Source organism: Moorena sp. SIO3I8 (genome assembly GCF_010692325.1).
In the GTDB taxonomy this organism is placed as follows: domain Bacteria; phylum Cyanobacteriota; class Cyanobacteriia; order Cyanobacteriales; family Coleofasciculaceae; genus Moorena.
In genome coordinates, this window is record NZ_JAAHHW010000014.1 from 2,501 (window position 1) to 20,344 (window position 17,844).

Consider the following 17,844-nt stretch of genomic DNA (forward strand, 5'->3'; position numbering starts at 1 on the left):
GCTGTCCCACTACCCCACCAGCATCGCTGGTGGTTTAGGCTGTGCCCCTTTCGCTCGCCGCTACTGAGGGTATCGCTTTTGCTTTCTTTTCCTCCAGCTACTAAGATGTTTCAGTTCGCTGGGTTCGCTCGTTCTGACCTATTGATTCAGTCAGCCGTTTTTGGGTTGCCCCATTCGGAAATCTCCGGATCTCTGCTCGTTTCCAGCTCCCCGAAGCTTATCGTCGGTCACCACGTCCTTCTTCGCCTCTGTGTGCCTAGGTATCCACCGTTAGCCTTTTGTAGCTTGACCATTTTTGTTCTTTTTTACCGCTTATGTTACAGGCGGTCAGCCTGTTCCACAGTTTTGCTCGCGGCTCGACTTTTTGGCTTTTCTACACTTCGCTATGCAATTTTCTTGGTTCTTTACTGGACTTAAAGCCCAGCATCCTGAACTGGCTTTTTTCCCTAGTTCCGGTGCTGTTCTTGTTTACCGCCCTCTTTTTCTTGGCTTTGATTGCTATCCACCTGAACTTTAATTAAGATGTGGGCCATCCTGGACTCGAACCAGGGACCTCACCCTTATCAGGGGTGCGCTCTAACCACCTGAGCTAATAGCCCATAACCGAACCTAAAATAGTTTGAGAGCCTGGTCTTCTACCCTTCGACCTCGGTTGACCTGATTCCCCCTCTCGCCACTTTGGCTCAGAGTCGGTCTCAGTGGGTCTCCCTGAAAAGGAGGTGATCCAGCCACACCTTCCGGTACGGCTACCTTGTTACGACTTCACCCCAGTCACCAACCCTGCCTTCGGCATCCCCCTCCCAAAAGGGTTAGGGTAACGACTTCGGGCGTGGCCAGCTTCCATGGTGTGACGGGCGGTGTGTACAAGGCCCGGGAACGGATTCACCGCCGTATTCTGACCGGCGATTACTAGCGATTCCTCCTTCATGCCGGCGAGTTGCAGCCGGCAATCTGAACTGAGGCCAGGTTTGATGAGATTAGCTCCCCCTTGCGAGTTGGCTGCCCATTGTCCTGACCATTGTAGTACGTGTGTCGCCCAGGGCGTAAGGGGCATGCTGACTTGACGTCATCCCCACCTTCCTCCGGTTTGTCACCGGCAGTCTCTCTAGAGTGCCCACCTGAAGTGCTGGCAACTAAAGACGAGGGTTGCGCTCGTTGCGGGACTTAACCCAACATCTCACGACACGAGCTGACGACAGCCATGCACCACCTGTGTTCGCGCTCCCGAAGGCACTCCCAGCTTTCACCGGGATTCGCGACATGTCAAGCCCTGGTAAGGTTCTTCGCGTTGCATCGAATTAAACCACATACTCCACCGCTTGTGCGGGCCCCCGTCAATTCCTTTGAGTTTCACACTTGCGTGCGTACTCCCCAGGCGGGATACTTAACGCGTTGGCTTCGGCACAGCTTGGGTCGATACAAGCTACACCTAGTATCCATCGTTTACAGCTAGGACTACTGGGGTATCTAATCCCATTCGCTCCCCTAGCTTTCGTCCCTCAGTGTCAGGTTCAGTCCAGTAGAGCGCCTTCGCCACCGATGTTCTTCCCGAAATCTACGCATTTCACCGCTACACCGGGAATTCCCTCTACCCCTACTGCCCTCTAGTTCCTCAGTTTCCACTGCCTGCCCAGAGTTAAGCCCTGGTCTTTAACAGCCGACTTGAGGTACCACCTACGGACGCTTTACGCCCAATAATTCCGGATAACGCTTGCATCCTCCGTATTACCGCGGCTGCTGGCACGGAGTTAGCCGATGCTTTTTCCTCAGGTACCGTCACTTTCTTCTTCCCTGATAAAAGAGGTTTACAACCCAAAAGCCTTCCTCCCTCACGCGGTATTGCTCCGTCAGGCTTTCGCCCATTGCGGAAAATTCCCCACTGCTGCCTCCCGTAGGAGTCTGGGCCGTGTCTCAGTCCCAGTGTGGCTGCTCATCCTCTCAGACCAGCTACTGATCGTTGCCTTGGTAGGCCTTTACCCTACCAACTAGCTAATCAGACGCGAGCTCCTCTTATGGCAATAAATCTTTCACCTCTCGGCACATCCGGTATTAGCCACTGTTTCCGGTGGTTGTCCCCGACCCTAAGGCAGATTCTCACGCGTTACTCACCCGTCCGCCACTCCCCCGAAGGGGCGTTCGACTTGCATGTGTTAAGCATACCGCCAGCGTTCATCCTGAGCCAGGATCAAACTCTCCATGGTACTCAAGTTGTTTTTTTTCTCTTCACCGGACTCTTAGTCAACATTAACTGTCAACTTTGACCCGGTTCGGAATTTTAGGTTTTAGTTTTGGCCAATCTGTCCTATAATGAGGTCAGATTAACCTGAAAATTTCTTGACGAGTAGCGACCGTATATTGGCTCTCAAACTATAGATTTTTCTTGGTTCGGGGCGGTGCGGTGCGCTTGGCTTTCCTCATCGCCATTTACTAATGTAAAGGGTAAAAAAGCGTTTGTCAACCTAAACCCGAAAGTTTTTTGGTGATGAATCCTTGAAGCCTAGATATGGCAAGGGTTGTGGAATTAAAAAATTTTTCAATCCGTTTCCCAGGTTCTGATCAGGGGAAGAGGGGGAAGCTCTCAGGTCACAGGGGTGGGTTCTTTAGATTTGGGTCGGGAGTCGGGAGTCGGGAGCGCTGCGACCCGTGACCAATTTAATTAGACGAGTATAAGCGCACGCCCTGGGAGTCGGGAGAATTATTTGGGTAATTCCTGTATATCTTTAGATACATACCTGGTGACGGGCTTGTCTGTCGATCGTGGCTGTAAGTGCGTATTGGGATAACAGCTCCGATGCTCCTGAGTGAAACGGGAAATTAACCTGGATTTACGGTAACTGTCCAGGATTAATCGGTAAGTAGTGGCTGTTCCCATTCAGAGGCAACATTAATGAAGAGCCCTTTGCACTGCCACCATGAAATCCATTGTTGAACAACTTACTAACCTCGCTCTGACAAGGCATGTGCGCCAGAATAAACTATAGGGATGCAGGGTGCTGTTAGGGAAAACATGGGTTTATTATAGGGTTTAACCCATTAGCAACTGGCGTGGTTTCCACGGGGCTTACAAGGTGCGTTTACTATAAAACCCAACACTGAAAGCCCCGCGTCTAAAGACCGGGGATGAAAGTGAGTAGCGAGAAAGCGTCGCAGTCATTGTAATTTCTCAAAAAGACATCTCCATAAAATCGGCTTGAGCCAGACCTTACAAGGGTTTGAGGTTAATTTTTGGAGATGTCTAAAGTACTTGATACATCAAGTAGGAGTAGATAAACTGGAAAAATGAGTACAGGCTGAGAAACCGCAGGCTGAGCCGGGAGAGAGACCCGTAACTTACCGACCTGAAAGTAGTAATGCTCGGAGGGTAGGGAAAGTCCTCCTTAAAAACCCAACTATCGACTAACAATCGGTGTGTAAACCTAGCAGAATCACACTTTAAAAAAAAACATGGTACGGTGGGGCACACCGGAACCGGGTGAAAAGGGAGGAAACAGACTATGCACATGCACTCCTAATAAGTAGCCAAACGCTTAAGGAGAATTGCCCGCTGGGTCTACTATGAACTAAACTGAAGTCTTTGTCTTGACGGGTTTTTGGTTTAGGTATTGCTCAATTTTTGACGGCGTCAAAGATTGAAACGTAGTGGTTTAAGGCAGCTCGTTGATCTAAGAATCCCCGTTCTTTCAAGACGGGGAGTGTCAACAAACACTGGAGGTGTAAGTGAATTTTCAATCAGTAATTGCAACATTGAATCAATTCTGGGCAAAACATGGTTGCTTGATTGCCCAGTCCTACGATACCGAGAAAGGAGCAGGGACCATGAGTCCTCATACATTCTTGAGAGCTATTGGTCCAGAACCCTGGTCAGTTGCTTATGTTGAACCATGCCGAAGACCCACCGATGGACGCTACGGCGAAAACCCGAATCGCTACCAGCACTACTACCAATACCAAGTACTGATCAAGCCGTCACTGAATAATATTCAAGACATTTACCTAGATTCCCTCAAAGCTTTAGGTATTTGCCCTGAAGACCATGACATTCGCTTTGTTGAAGACAATTGGGAATCTCCTACCCTGGGGGCTTGGGGAGTTGGCTGGGAAGTCTGGTTAGATGGCATGGAAATTACCCAATTTACCTACTTCCAACAGTGTGGTGGCATTGATTGTCGTCCTGTACCCATTGAGATCACCTATGGTTTGGAACGATTAGCTATGTATCTCCAGGAAGTAGAGGCCTTTACTAAAATCCAGTGGAATGACCAAATTAGCTATGGAGATGTTCACCTTCAGGGAGAAGTTGAACAATGTACTTATAATTTTGAATCCTCTAACCCAGATTTACTGTTCACGCTATTTGGTCTTTATGAGCAAGAGGCAGAACAACTAAGCACACGAGGACTCGTTATGCCTACACTAGACTACGTTCTGAAGTGTTCTCACACTTTCAACTTACTGGACGCTAGGGGTGTGATTTCAGTGACTGAGCGCACTCGTTATATCGGTAGAATTCGCAATCTAGCAAGGCGAGTGGCTCAACTCTATTTGGAACAACGGGAGATGTTAGGGTTCCCGCTGAATAAACAGACTATAGCTTGAATCTACTACACAAAGAGCCTGACCCAATCGGTAGCAGCAAGGTATTCCTACCAGTAATCACGACTGAGAGCCTATTCGCCAGGACTTACGCAAAAATGGGCATCAAATATAGGTAGTAGGGTGAGTTATTAAGGCAAGCTAAAGGTAGATTTACTGGGTAAGTTCTGGTTTTCTCGACGCTTGTTAATGGAGGATATTGTCAGTGCTTGGAATTGCTGGATTAATGGGTCGAGCCACTACAATCCCGAGGGAATGTCTAACATGTCTGGCATACCGTTGTAAATCACGGGCAATGGTGACTCTACCAGCAGGTGATGCATGAATAAAACCCATATTCCCCTCAGCAGTACGATAGACTAAGCCAGTGTGGGTGACATCTATACCAGGAATAGTAGTAGCAATGCCAATGATATCCCCTGGTTGCAGTTGATTGTAGGCTTTCCTAATCTGATCATGGGGAATGAAATTAATAGTTGTCTGCTTGAGATTAGCTTCCATGGCTACAATACACTGGTAATTGGCCTCATCCCTGGCCAAAGATGGGTACTTACCCCTGTGTTTACTCATGTAGTTGAGGGTTTTCTGGCGGGATACTCCTCCTAACTTTAGCGCTATGTTTTTAACTGTGCCCCTTCTCTGATTGTCATCAATCCATTGAGAGAAATAGTGTAATCGGCTGCAATAGCCATTTAGATTACCATTCCCATAACGCTGGTCACGAAGGTGATTGACAAAGGTCTGCTGAGAATAATCTTTTAGGGCTATCCCTCGCGCTAGGGCTAGAATTGTTTCGACAAACAGGACGCAGTCAAATTCATTGAGAGTGATAACTAGGGTTTCTTGGCTGGATTGGTCTAATAAGTGAGCTTTGTAGCTTGCGCCCAGAAATTGCTGTGCGATCGCTTGCATGATCTCTGGGAGCGGACGCTCAGACAAGTGGTTTGCGATCGCATACTCCATCACCTGCTCGAAACGCTTTTTCTCGGCTGGGTCACTAATTTCTGGTGGGGGAAATTGGGCTATCATCAGTGACTCAGCCCTATCCTTTAATGATTCGGATATAGTGCTAGTAATTAATTTGCTAGTAATTAATCGTTTATCGCCTAGTTGACCAGATTCGGACTCAACAGTAGCTTGAGATTCTAAACCAGAAGCCACACAACACGTGAGTATATACAAAACCGCAGCTAGCCTCAAGCTTTCTTTCATTATTCAACCTAAAACCTTTAACCCAATCTATTTAAAGCAAAGGCAACAGGCAACAGGCAAGAGTTAATCAACTAGCGCTGCATCAAGACATAGAAGGATTTTGGGTAATGTCAAAAACGCTAATTATTGTTTCTATAGGAATCCTAGATGAATTGTGATAATTTTTGATGCCATATTCCCTACTCCCTACTGCCTGTTCCCTGTTCCCTATTCCCTGTTCCCTTTGCTTAAGAAACAACTCCCCAATCCATATAAGGCAACCTAGCGGTTGTCGCCCGAATCGCTTCTACTTGAGCAACCAGTTGTCCACAAGTATCCCAAGTTCCAGTCAGCAGCATGTTTCTTGGTCCATCCTCCATAAACACAGAAGCCTGCAACTCACCACAATAGACTTGCATCTCTTCCAAATCCAAGGTCATCGGGATTTCAGGATTCTCATGGAGGCTTGTCTGTAATTGCTTCACGGTTTCCGAATCAGCGGTCACACAGGGAAGCCCCATCGCCAAGCAGTTACCAAAAAAGATTTCGGCAAAACTCTCTCCGACAATTCCTTGAATCCCCCATCTCGCGATCGCTTGAGGGGCATGTTCCCGTGAAGACCCACAGCCAAAGTTACCATTTACTACTAAAACCGTTGCACCTTGATACTGGGGTTGGTCAAAGGGATGTTGTCCGTTAGCTTGAGCGCGGTCATCAACAAAAACCTGTTGTCCGAGACCATCAAAGGTCACACAGCGCAAAAATCGAGCTGGGATAATCCGGTCGGTGTCGATATCATTCCCTACTACAGGAATTCCTGTTCCGGTAATCATCTTTACTTCACTACTCATCAGACCTGCTCCTATACCATCAACTCCCGAACATCAGCCACTTCCCCTTTAACCGCTGCGGCTACAACCATTGCTGGACTCATCAACAACGTCCGTCCTGTGGCAGACCCCTGACGACCTTTAAAATTACGGTTAGAAGAGGAAGCGCTAATCTGACTCCCTTGGAGTTTATCAGGATTCATTGCCAAACACATCGAGCATCCCGGCTCTCGCCACTCAAACCCAGCCTCCACAAAGACTTGATCGAGTCCTTCTGCTTCCGCTTCTTGCTTGACCCGTTCCGAACCTGGAACCACAAAGGCTTTGACTCCCTCAGCCACATGATGACCTTGAGCAAATTTAGCGGCTTCTCGCAGGTCAGTCAGTCTACCATTGGTGCAGCTACCGATAAAACACACATCCACCTTTGTGCCTTGAATCTCTGTGCCTGGAGTTAGCTGCATGTACTCATAGGCTTGTTGTGCGATCGCTCTTTCTGTTTCTGGCAAATTCTCCGGTATCGGAATAGTTTCATTAACGGCAATTCCTTGACCCGGTGTAATCCCCCAGGTCACTGTAGGCGCAATGTCCGCCGCCTCAAACCTAACCACATCATCATATACCGCATCTTGATCGGACCGGATACTGTTCCACCAAGCCACCGCCTGATCCCAATCTGCGCCCTTGGGAGCAAAATCTTTGCCCTTAAGATAATCAAACGTTACCTGATCCGGGTTAACGTAGCCGCACCGAGCTCCCCCCTCGATCGACATATTACACACAGTCATCCGTCCTTCCATCGACATCTGATCAAAGGTAGTACCAGCATATTCATAGGCATAGCCAACTCCACCTTTGACCCCCAACGTCCGGATGATGTGTAAGATTACATCTTTCGGGTAAACTCCTGGGCGTAAACTACCATTAACTTCTATTTTGCGAACCTTAAGCTTAGACAAGGCCAAGGTTTGGGAAGCTAAGACATCACGGACTTGAGAAGTCCCAATGCCAAATGCGATCGCACCAAACGCACCATGAGTAGAAGTATGGGAATCTCCACAGGCCACCGTCATGCCTGGCTGAGTCAACCCTTGTTCTGGAGCAATCACATGGACAATGCCCTGATTGCCAGAGCCGATATTATAAAATCGAATCCCAAACTCCTTACTACTGTTTTCCAAAGCTTGCATCATCTCCTCTGCCAAGACATCAGCAAACGGACGAGCTTGGTTTTCCGTCGGAACAATATGGTCTACCGTTGCCACGGTTCGTTCTGGAAACAGCACCTTCAATCCCCGTTCCCGCAGCATCGCAAAGGCTTGGGGACTGGTAACCTCGTGAATTAAGTGTAAACCAATAAATAGTTGAGTCTGACCCGAAGGCAACGTGCCAACACTATGTAAATCCCAAACTTTGTCAAACAGTGTTCTCGCGCTCATTTAGAAAAGGCTTCTTACCTGGAATCCAAGACAGGGGTAATGTATTTTATCCCCAGATTCTACATTTTATTCTAAAATATGTTATTTTAAACACATATTTGACAATCTTGGTAAAAAAATTAACAGCGTCCCCATAAGTATTCAGCTATCAGCTATCAGCTTATGGGCTACATCACAGCGCTTGTGGCCTGTGCCACGGTACTTGAGGTGCCATTAGCGATCAGCATTTAGCTTATGGGCTATGGGCAACCTACGATAACAGCTTTTGAATAAAACCAGTGAATAAAACCGGTAAGCATTTGTTTAATCTGTGTTACGGAAAGCTGACTGCTGACTGCTGACCGCTGACCGCTGACTGCTGACTGCTGACTGCTGACCGCTGAATGCTTACGCCTCCCCACCAATGACTAATCATCAAATAAACCTAAAATTGGACCAAGGATAGCTCCAAATACAAATCCACCAGCATGGGCCCAGTAAGCAATTCCCCCACCCTCCATTCCCACCTGAGCCTGAGCTCCCAGACTGGCTATGCCATTAAACGCTTGCTGTAAAAACCAAAACCCTAGATAAAATACAGCTGGTATTCTAGCCACGAAAAATATGAAAAATAGGGGCACTAGAGTCAGGATTTTGGCATTAGGAAACCTGAGAATATAGGAACCCATAACTCCAGCAATTGCTCCACTAGCTCCTAAAGCCGGAATCACAGATAGAGCAGAGAAAAACCATTGCGCTAACGCGGCTAAAGCCCCACAAGTGAGATAAAAAATTAAGAACTTAATTCCCCCAAGTTTTTCTTCAATGTTGTTACCAAAAATCCACAAAAATAACATATTGGAGCCAACATGAATAAAGCCAGCATGGAGAAATTGGGATGTGATCAGAGTCAAGGGTTCTGGCACAGGCTGGCCCACAGGAAAACCCTCGAAGCTGGCAGTTAACTCCTTAGGTACCACAGCATAAAGCCTAAAAAACGTGTCGAGTTCTAGTTGATTTAAGCTAAGTTCATAGATAAAGACTAAAATATTGATAGCAATCAGAAGTATAGTAATATATGGCGTGATTGTGATTGGGTTTTCGTCTCTTAGGGGTACCATAAGTAGTTTCTATGAGTTCACCGAAATATTAACACCAGACTTGCATCTTTGATAGCAGTTCTCAATTAATTTCAATTAGTTGAGGTACTTACTAGGAGTCGAGCTTAGGGAGTAGGGAGCTAAGGCCGTAAGCTGCGCTTACTTGCCTACGGCCAAACGCGAACGGAGTAGGGAGTAGGAATCTACCCAAGCCCCCCTAAATCAGTGTCAGTTACCAGTTACCAGTTACCAGTTACCAGTTACCCTCAATCATGCCACAATTGAGCAACGCCATATTCTATTTAGCTTTTGGTGAATCTACCACTTCAGCAGATTAAATTGTTCCATATCCACCGTATCCCGATTACGATATATCGACAGCACAATAGCTAAACCCACCGCTGCTTCTGCAGCTGCTACCGTAATTACAAACACGGTAAACACTTGACCCTTAATCCCTGCTGAGTCCATAAAATTAGAGAACCCCATTAAATTAAGGTTCACCGCATTCAGCATTAGCTCAATAGACATCAGCACTCGCACGGCATTGCGGCTAGTTACTAGACCATAAATACCGATGCAGAATAAAGCAGCAGCAAGTAGTAAAAAGTATTGGAGTTGAAGTTCCATAAATTATGATGTTTTATGTAGGGAAGAGTAGTTTTTCAATGGGTAATTAGTGGTTGGTTGTTTACCATTGAGCGTTGACTGTCAACCGTCAACCAAACACTAACAAACACTAAACTGTTGTCTTATTTAGAATCCCCTGGCACAGAAGCAAGTTCCCGAGGACGCTCAGGCAAGGTCAAAGCTGTAGCAATTTCCTGATCTCTAGAAACCAATTCCTCAGGAATATAATCCCGACGAGCTATGATAATTGCCCCTACCATTGCCATTAACAAAAGTACAGAAGCTAGCTCAAACGGCAATAAAAAGTCACTGAAAAAATGCTGACCAATCTCCACAGCAGTATTAGTAACAACCATAGCTGGCTCAGTTTCGACGGACCATGGCGTTACCAAAACCATTGTACTCAGAAGCGCAAACAAACCAATACACACTATAGCAGTGGATCCAGTGCGCACCCAGCGCTTAGTCATTGGTTGAAAATCCTCTCGCTTATTCACCAACATGATGGCAAATAAAATTAGAACATTGACCGCCCCAACATAGATTAATATCTGTGCTGCTGCTACAAAGTCAGCATTTAGCAGAATATACAATCCAGAAATACCGATGAAAACACCAGCCAGTAAAAACGCTGAGTATACAATATTGGAAAGAAGGACAACCCCTAAAGCCGCCCCAATCATGATCACCGATAGTATGGCAACGGAAATTAACTGAACCCCTTCCGCTAGATTCATGCTTAACTTATCTCCTCGTGATGTATTTTTGGCTAATCGTTATTAGTGATAAGTCATTGGTCACAGTCAACAGTCACTAGTTAACCTTCACTAGTTAACAGTTAGTATTAACTATTTGATAGTTAACCTTCACCCTTCAACCTTTAACCTTCAACCTTTAACCTTCAATCTTTAACTTTCGACCTTTAACCTTCAACCTTCAACCTTGAAAAGACCAATGACTAACAACTAACTCTTAAGGTCTTCTTCCTTTGATTCCATTTGCTCGAGAATTTCCTCTGGGCGCATACCAGCCCGTTTAGAACCTGCTGGCAAATCATGAGGATCCATAACCCCCTTCGGTAGATAAGCCAATTCCCGTAGAGGAGTTACCATCGGGTCTTGGGTAACTTTATAGGGGAGGCGTCCCAGGGCTACATTATCATAGTTCAACTCATGACGGTCGTAGGTAGAAATTTCATACTCTTCCGTCGCTGATAGACAGTTAGTGGGGCAGTATTCAATGCAGTTAGCACAGAAAATACAAACTCCGAAATCTATACTGTAGTGCTTGAGATTTTTTTTCTTAGTAGCTTTATCAAACTCGTAATCTACCACTGGCAAGTTAATCGGACAAACCCGCACACAGACTTCGCAGGAAATACACTTATCAAATTCAAAATGAATCCGACCGCGATAGCGCTCAGAGGGGATTAGTTTTTCGTAAGGGTATTGTACTGTAATGGGACGCCGTTGCATGTGATCAAAAGTCACCGATATCCCTTGACCAATGTAGCGAGCAGCCTGCACAGTTTCTTTAGCGTAGTCGCCAACCTGTTTGAGGAACTTCAGCATAATAATAGTTTAGTGTCTCTCTCTTGTCTTGATTGTATTGCTGAGTATTGTGGTACTGATTTATGAATTCTCAATTATGGACTTTTTACTAATTATATCCTGTCCGTTTTAATACTTATGAGTATGGATTTATCCTGTTTTTTTTACTCAAAAATTATAAATTAAACGGACTTGATATAACTAATAACTAACCACCAAAGGCAATTGGAAATGCCAATTTAAGAGCAGCAGTTAATAGAAGATTTACCAAAGCTACTGGTAGTAGAAACTTCCAGCCTAAGTTAAGCAATTGGTCAATCCGAACCCGAGGCAGTGTCCAGCGTAACAGAATAGCTGTAAAGATCAGGAAGTAAGCCTTGAGCAGGGTCATGGTAATCCCTAAAGAGGCAGTAATCACCTGCAACCAGGAACTGGTTTCACTCACCCCTAGCCAGCCCGCAAGCTTATCCAGAGGAATGGGGAATTCCCACCCACCCAGATAGAGCACTGCTACTAGCAAGGCTGACAACACGAGATTGACGTAGGAACCGACATAGAACAAACCAAATTTCATCCCGGCGTATTCTGTCTGATACCCAGCTACCAGTTCTTCTTCTGCTTCGGGTAAGTCAAAGGGGAGTCGCTCGCATTCTGCCAAGGCCGAAATCCAAAAAATTAGGAAACCCACTGGTTGACGCCAGACATTCCAACCTAGAATGCCGTATCCCGATTGCTGATCAACGATGTCAATGGTGCTGAGGCTGTTGGACATCATGACAACAGCTAGCACCGCTAATGCTAGAGGAATCTCGTAACTGATAGACTGAGCTGCAGCTCTTAAGCCTCCGAGTAAGGAATACTTATTATTAGAGGCGTAGCCAGACATTAACAGACCAATCGGCTGAATGCTCGACAGGGCAATCCACAGGAATATGCCTGTGCCGACATTGGTAATTACCAAGTTCTGTCCAAACGGTACAATCAGGTAGGAGATAAATACCGGCAGCACAACCAGGATTGGTCCGAGGGTGAATAATAAAGAGTCCGATTTGGCTGGAATAACATCTTCTTTGAAGACGAGTTTGATTCCATCTGCTACAGGCTGGAGTACCCCTAGAGGTCCAGCGTATTCTGGACCAATGCGCTGTTGAGCAGCAGCAGAAATTTTTCGTTCTAACCAAACCACTACCAAAACCCCTACGGTGGCAACGGTAATCATCAGAAATAGGGGTAATGGCATCCAAATGGCTTTGGCTGCACCAGCGGGGATGCCTAGATCACTCAGCGATTGAATAAAACGGCTTTGGAGGTCAATTCCTTGATTCATGTTTTCCGATAAACGTTATGATTGAGACCATCGATACCGCTGGTATCAGTGGCTAGAAGTTTCTTTATTAAGATTTTTTGAGAACTTCAGTGTCTAGTATATACTTGACAGCTTAATTTCTCCCCATCACCCAATCACTCCTTGTCTATCCTAGACCTAAAGCATTGCTAGGATAGCTCTATCGCTATTGTTTTTATATATAGGGTTCATCACCAATTGGATGGGAGTGCGATCGCGCTGTATTGATACCGCTTAGGCCACGCTACGCGAACACATTTCTACTTCACACTTGTAATTCACAAACTTAAAGCTAAACTTTCAAGTAGATCGACCCATCTTTGACCCCAATGAGCCTGTGCATAAATCCTGAGTGTCCTCAGCCTGGTAACCCTGATACGGACCTATTCTGCTCAAGCTGCGGTTCTGAGTTATTGCTGGCGGGACGTTATCGGGTCAGCCGGTTACTCGGAGAAGGTGGCTTTGGACGAATCTATGAGGTGACTCACAAGGGAATTGCCAAGGTTCTCAAAATTTTGATTAACGATGAACCGAAAGCTGTGGAACTTTTTGAGCAAGAAGCCAGAGTTCTGACTCAGCTCAATCACCCAGGTATTCCTAAAGGAGAGGAAAATTTCACCTTCTTTCCCAGAAACCACCAAACCCCCCTATACTGTTTGATCATGGAAAAAATCTCTGGGCTTAATTTAGAGGAGTATCAAAAAAAGCGAGGAAATCGCCCCATTGATGAAAAATTAGCCTTGGATTGGTTATTTCAAATCGTTGATATTCTCCAAGCAGTTCATCAGGAAAACTTTTTCCATCGCGATATCAAACCTTCTAATATTATCCTGCGTCCAGATGGACAACTAGTATTAATTGATTTTGGCACAGTGCGCCAAGTTACCGACACTTATATGTTCAAACAATCTGCTGGGAATGTTACCAGTATGATTTCCCCTGGGTATACTCCCCTAGAACAAATCCATGGTCAAGCGGTACCCCAGTCGGATTTCTACGCTCTAGGACGGACATTTGTTTATTTGCTGACAGGGCAAGAACCCTCAGATTTGTATGATGCTGGCAATGATATCTTGATGTGGCGATCCCATGCACCACAGATTTCTTCGGAGTTAGCGGATTTTCTTGATAGTTTGATGGTGCGAGTTTATCAACGTCCTAAGGATACTCAGGTTCTTTGGGAAAAGTTACAAGCAATCAACTCCGAACTTAATCCTCCACGGCGATCCCAGAAACCAGATGATTCTACTGTTAATAGACCGCAATCAAGTCAAGTGGGGGGGTTTGGCAGTTTAGGAATAGCTGTAGCTGGATTTTTTAACCAATTCCAAAATTCCGACCCCTCAGCAGTCGAGGGAGTCACCCTAAAATCTTTTGACTTCGATGTGGTAACTCTAGATAAATACAGTGAAATTAAAAAGCGCCGCCGTCACCAAGCCCAATATTTCACAGAAGACTTAGGCAATGGTGTAGGGCTAGATATGGTGTACATCCCTGGGGGAAGATTCCTCATGGGTTCACCAGAAACTGAGAAGGGACATAGCGACGATGAAAGTCCACAGCATTGGGTCAGAGTCTCTCCCTTCTTCATGGGAAAGTTTGCGGTTACCCAGGCCCAGTGGCGGGCTGTAGCAACCTTATTCCAAGTCTCCCCTTCCCTAAACCCCCAGCCCTCTAAGTTCAAAGGCGATACTCTGCCAGTGGAAAAGGTATCTTGGTATGAGGCGATGAAATTTTGTGCTATACTATCTAGGCTGACTGGACGAAACTATCGGCTTCCGAGTGAGGCGGAATGGGAATATGCCTGTCGAGCTGGTACCAGTACGCCATTCCACTTCGGTGAAACCATTACTACCAATGTGGCCAATTACGATGGCAACTGTACATACAGCTCTGAGCCAGAAGGGGTATATCGAAAACAAACTACTCGTGTAGGTAGCTTTGGTGTAGCCAATTCCTTTGGTTTGTATGACATGCATGGGAATGTTTGGGAGTGGTGTGCTGACCATTGGTACCCAAACTACCTAAGCGCTCCCGTTGATGGTAGTGCTTGGCTAAGTAGTATCAATGAGTATGATCATCATTCCCGGCTTCTGCGCGGTGGTTCCTGGGATATCATTCCTGGGATATGCCGCTCGGCTTGCCGCTTCAGCTATATCCCGGCAGACAATATCGAAGCCAACATTGGTTTTCGGGTGGTGTGCGATATTAGTATTCCTTAATGGGTTGACCATGATTAATAGCCGTTGAGGGATTGTTGCTGGTCTCCTGTTGCTGGTCTCAATGGGAGCAAGAACTTACGAATGCGTTCGCGTAGCGTAGCCCTTCGGGCTAATCGCATCAATAAAACCCATACAATCAACCAATACAAGTCAGCCTTCATCCTGCAAAACCCGATAACCAATATCCCGACGGTAATACATCCCTTCAAACTGGATACAATCCATAGCGCTATAAGCAACTGATAAAGCTTGCGCTATTGTTTTACCGGTGCCGGTAACCCCCAAAACCCGACCACCACTGGTAACTAGCTCCTTCTGTTTCAGGGTAGTACCAGCACTGCAAACTATTGCTCCATGTTGTTCAGCTTGTTCAATACCAGTAATTACCTTACCCTTTTCGTAAGCTCCCGGATACCCTTTCGAGGCAGCAATCACACAAGCCGCAGCCCCTTGTTTCCAGGTAATAGTTGGTAATTCCGCCAGTCGCTGTTGGGTACAAGCCAGAAGCACCTGATCTAGGGGAGTTTCTAGCAAGGGTAGGATAGCTTGAGTTTCTGGATCCCCAAAGCGACAATTAAATTCCAGAACCGTTGGGTTTCCTTCTGGAGTAATCATCAATCCTGCATAGAGAACCCCTCGATAATCAATTCCTCTGACCTTTAAAGCTTCAAGGGTAGGATTAAGAATTTCCTTTTCAATCCGTATGCTTAGCTCTGGGGTAATAATCGGTGCAGGAGCATAAGCTCCCATCCCTCCGGTATTCGGACCGGTATCCCCTTCCCCAATTCGCTTATGGTCTTGAGCTGGTACTAAGGGACGAACCGTCAAGCCATCCGTAACAGCCAAAACCGAAACTTCTTGACCGGTGACACACTCTTCAATGACCACCGTCTCAAACCCATTCTGAAAGAGTGACTCCACAGCCGTTTCGGCTTCGTCTATCGTAGCCGCAACAGTTACTCCCTTACCGGCTGCTAAGCCATCCGCTTTAACCACAATTGGTGCTACCTGGGTTTTGACATAAGCCAATGCTGGTTCTGGTTCCGTAAACACAGCAAAACTTGGGGTAGGAACACCAGCCGACTGCATCAAATCCTTTGCCCAAGACTTACTCGACTCAATTTGCGCTCCCTCCTGGGTGGGACCAAACACAGGGATATCTTTACTTTGGAGATAGTCTGTAATACCTAATGACAGTGGCAGTTCTGGACCAACCACCACTAGAGATATATCGTTAACCAGAGCAAACTCAGCAATTGCTTCAAAATCTTGAACGTTTAATAAAAGATTTTGGCAACCTCTTAGTGTAGCGGTGCCACCATTACCAGGAACACATATGACCTGCTGAATACTTTGAGATTGCAGTAGCTTCCAAGCAAGGGCGTACTCCCTTCCCCCATTGCCGATTACCAAAATCTTCACGTTTTTTGTACACTCTGTGGTGAATAGTCTATCTTATTCTATGAGCTTACCAAAGTATTGAATCCATTTTTACCAAAAAAAAATTTGTAACTATTTAAAATAGTATGCCAGACTAGATTTAATATACATCTACATATCAACTAGTCTAACTAAAGCTTAGGCAATAGTTTGAAATCTTAAATTTATGGCTCTTAATATCGTTACGGGTGCTGCGGGTTTTGTCGGTTCTCACCTAGTAGAAACCCTTTTGAATCAAGGTGAACGAGTGATTGGTATTGATCAATTTAACGATTACTACGATCCCAACCTCAAGCGCCGGAATATTGAAAATTTTAAAGAGCATCCCGCTTTTGAGTTAATCGAAAGTGATATTCAGACCTTGGATTGGCGATCGCTCCTAACTGATGTAGAGGTAGTTTATCATCAAGCAGCACAAGCTGGAGTTCGTGCCAGTTGGGGGGATGGTTTTCGGGATTATACCGAGCGCAATATTAACGCTACCCAAATCCTACTCGAAGCCGCCAAAGATGCCAAGCATCTGACCCGATTAGTCTATGCTTCCAGCTCTTCAGTTTATGGTAATGCGGAAGCCCTACCGACATCTGAAACAATTCTTCCCCAACCGGTTTCCCCCTATGGGGTAACCAAGCTAGCTGCAGAACACCTATGCTTACTGTATTACCATAACTTTGGTGTACCCGTTACTGCCTTACGCTATTTCACCGTATATGGACCCAGGCAGCGCCCAGACATGGCATTTCACAAATTCCTAAAAGCCATTCTCACCGATGAACCCATTAGCATATATGGTGACGGAAAGCAAACCCGAGACTTCACGTTTATCAAAGACATCATAGCGGCGAATCTGGCTGCAGGTACTAAACCAGCTGCTGTTGGGGAAGTGTTTAACATTGGTGGTGGTAGCCGAGTGGTGCTAGCGGATGTTCTCGACACCATTGAACAAATTGTTGGACATCCCATTAAGAAAAACTACATCGAAAAAGCCAAAGGAGATGCACGTCACACGGCAGCAGACATTACCAAGGCCAAAACCTTGCTAAGTTATCAACCTCAGGTATCCCTATCCGAAGGTTTAGCCCAAGAATGGGAATGGATACAAAATTTGTACGCTCCTGTATAGCGCTACGGGCAAGGGCAAAAGGCAAAAGGCAAAAGGCAAAAGCGATGCAGCGCGGTCTTGGGGGTTTCCCCCATGAGCGACTGCATCAAGACGGCAAAAGTTGACTAAAACAGCTTTTGCTGCTTGTATCAATGTCAAACACCTTAATGCGTAGTGCTGTATAGAAATTATCTAGGGCTTGCTGATTAACTCTCAAAGCATTGACAGATAAAGGTTTTCGCCTTTTTGGGTCGAAAAAAGTGAAAGCTTTTCGGTCCAAAAAGCTCAAAAAGTTAGGATTTTGGGCATACAAGGGCAGAAAAATTAAGGGAGAATTCTTCCGACTACCTTCTATATAATTCTCATTTCTCCTAACTCCTGACTCCTGACTCCTGACTCCTACCTTTACCAAAAGACTTTTTC

At 45.9% G+C, this 17,844-nt stretch carries 14 protein-coding genes, 1 tRNA gene and 2 rRNA genes (1 of these 17 running past the window's edge); 3 read left to right on the forward strand and 14 right to left on the reverse strand.

What is annotated here, in order from left to right; translation table 11 throughout:
• The 3 genes from F6K51_RS07620 to F6K51_RS07630 all read right to left on the reverse strand — a co-directional run.
• Positions 1 to 291: ribosomal RNA gene (locus tag F6K51_RS07620) — 23S ribosomal RNA — on the reverse strand (its annotated part extends 2,500 nt beyond the left edge of the window); the annotation flags it as partial.
• Positions 292 to 525: 234 nt separating this feature from the next.
• Positions 526 to 599 (reverse strand) — tRNA-Ile (locus F6K51_RS07625).
• A gap of 113 nt (positions 600 to 712) precedes the next feature.
• A 16S ribosomal RNA gene (locus F6K51_RS07630) occupies positions 713 to 2,201 on the reverse strand.
• A gap of 1,516 nt (positions 2,202 to 3,717) precedes the next feature.
• Between F6K51_RS07630 and glyQ the strand changes: the two genes are divergently transcribed.
• Positions 3,718 to 4,596, forward strand: a complete 879-nt coding sequence (gene glyQ, locus F6K51_RS07635; protein ID WP_293019311.1) for a glycine--tRNA ligase subunit alpha — start codon at positions 3,718 to 3,720, stop codon at positions 4,594 to 4,596.
• 183 nt (positions 4,597 to 4,779) lie between these two features.
• Here glyQ and F6K51_RS07640 read toward each other — a convergent pair whose 3' ends face one another.
• From F6K51_RS07640 to nuoH, 8 genes are all read right to left on the reverse strand, one after another.
• Positions 4,780 to 5,805 (reverse strand): N-acetylmuramoyl-L-alanine amidase-like domain-containing protein, encoded by a 1,026-nt coding sequence (locus F6K51_RS07640; RefSeq protein ID WP_293019313.1) that lies wholly within the window; start codon positions 5,803 to 5,805, stop codon positions 4,780 to 4,782.
• Positions 5,806 to 6,032: 227 nt separating this feature from the next.
• Positions 6,033 to 6,635: a 3-isopropylmalate dehydratase small subunit gene (leuD, locus tag F6K51_RS07645; protein ID WP_293019315.1), complete on the reverse strand. Its 603-nt coding sequence runs from the start codon at positions 6,633 to 6,635 to the stop codon at positions 6,033 to 6,035.
• Between the two features lie 11 nt (positions 6,636 to 6,646).
• Positions 6,647 to 8,053 carry a 3-isopropylmalate dehydratase large subunit gene (gene leuC / locus F6K51_RS07650; protein WP_293019316.1) on the reverse strand — a complete coding sequence of 469 codons (1,407 nt, stop codon included), beginning with the start codon at positions 8,051 to 8,053 and terminating at the stop codon, positions 6,647 to 6,649.
• Positions 8,054 to 8,460: 407 nt separating this feature from the next.
• A complete protein-coding gene (locus tag F6K51_RS07655; protein ID WP_293019318.1) occupies positions 8,461 to 9,153 on the reverse strand; it encodes a rhomboid family intramembrane serine protease in 693 nt (230 codons plus the stop codon).
• Positions 9,154 to 9,450: 297 nt separating this feature from the next.
• Positions 9,451 to 9,762, reverse strand: coding sequence for an NADH-quinone oxidoreductase subunit NuoK (gene nuoK / locus F6K51_RS07660; RefSeq protein WP_008185025.1), 312 nt, complete (start codon positions 9,760 to 9,762; stop codon positions 9,451 to 9,453).
• Positions 9,763 to 9,884: 122 nt separating this feature from the next.
• On the reverse strand, positions 9,885 to 10,499 hold the full coding sequence (locus tag F6K51_RS07665; protein WP_293019320.1) for an NADH-quinone oxidoreductase subunit J: 615 nt from the start codon (positions 10,497 to 10,499) through the stop codon (positions 9,885 to 9,887).
• 228 nt (positions 10,500 to 10,727) lie between these two features.
• Positions 10,728 to 11,330, reverse strand: coding sequence for an NAD(P)H-quinone oxidoreductase subunit I (ndhI, locus tag F6K51_RS07670; RefSeq protein ID WP_293019398.1), 603 nt, complete (start codon positions 11,328 to 11,330; stop codon positions 10,728 to 10,730).
• 190 nt (positions 11,331 to 11,520) lie between these two features.
• Entirely contained in the window at positions 11,521 to 12,639 is a 1,119-nt protein-coding gene (nuoH, locus tag F6K51_RS07675) for an NADH-quinone oxidoreductase subunit NuoH (RefSeq protein ID WP_293019321.1), read from the reverse strand.
• 347 nt (positions 12,640 to 12,986) lie between these two features.
• Here nuoH and F6K51_RS07680 point away from each other — a divergent pair, with 347 nt between their 5' ends.
• Positions 12,987 to 14,879, forward strand: a complete 1,893-nt coding sequence (locus F6K51_RS07680; protein ID WP_293019323.1) for a bifunctional serine/threonine-protein kinase/formylglycine-generating enzyme family protein — start codon at positions 12,987 to 12,989, stop codon at positions 14,877 to 14,879.
• Between the two features lie 14 nt (positions 14,880 to 14,893).
• Here the strand turns inward: F6K51_RS07680 and F6K51_RS07685 are convergent, their stop codons facing one another.
• Both F6K51_RS07685 and purD read right to left on the reverse strand, forming a co-directional pair.
• Positions 14,894 to 15,040, reverse strand: a complete 147-nt coding sequence (locus tag F6K51_RS07685; RefSeq protein WP_293019325.1) for a hypothetical protein — start codon at positions 15,038 to 15,040, stop codon at positions 14,894 to 14,896.
• Positions 15,030 to 16,301, reverse strand: coding sequence for a phosphoribosylamine--glycine ligase (gene purD, locus F6K51_RS07690; RefSeq protein ID WP_293019326.1), 1,272 nt, complete (start codon positions 16,299 to 16,301; stop codon positions 15,030 to 15,032). Before purD ends, F6K51_RS07685 begins: the two co-directional genes overlap by 11 nt.
• 184 nt (positions 16,302 to 16,485) lie before the next feature.
• Between purD and F6K51_RS07695 the strand changes: the two genes are divergently transcribed.
• The gene (locus tag F6K51_RS07695; RefSeq protein WP_293019328.1) at positions 16,486 to 17,442 is read left to right on the forward strand and encodes an NAD-dependent epimerase/dehydratase family protein; all 957 of its coding nucleotides are present in this window, start codon (positions 16,486 to 16,488) and stop codon (positions 17,440 to 17,442) included.
• Between the two features lie 85 nt (positions 17,443 to 17,527).
• On the opposite strand, the gene F6K51_RS07700 is transcribed toward F6K51_RS07695, so the two are convergent.
• Entirely contained in the window at positions 17,528 to 17,833 is a 306-nt protein-coding gene (locus tag F6K51_RS07700; RefSeq protein WP_293019329.1) for a hypothetical protein, read from the reverse strand.
• Positions 17,834 to 17,844 lie beyond the last annotated feature (11 nt).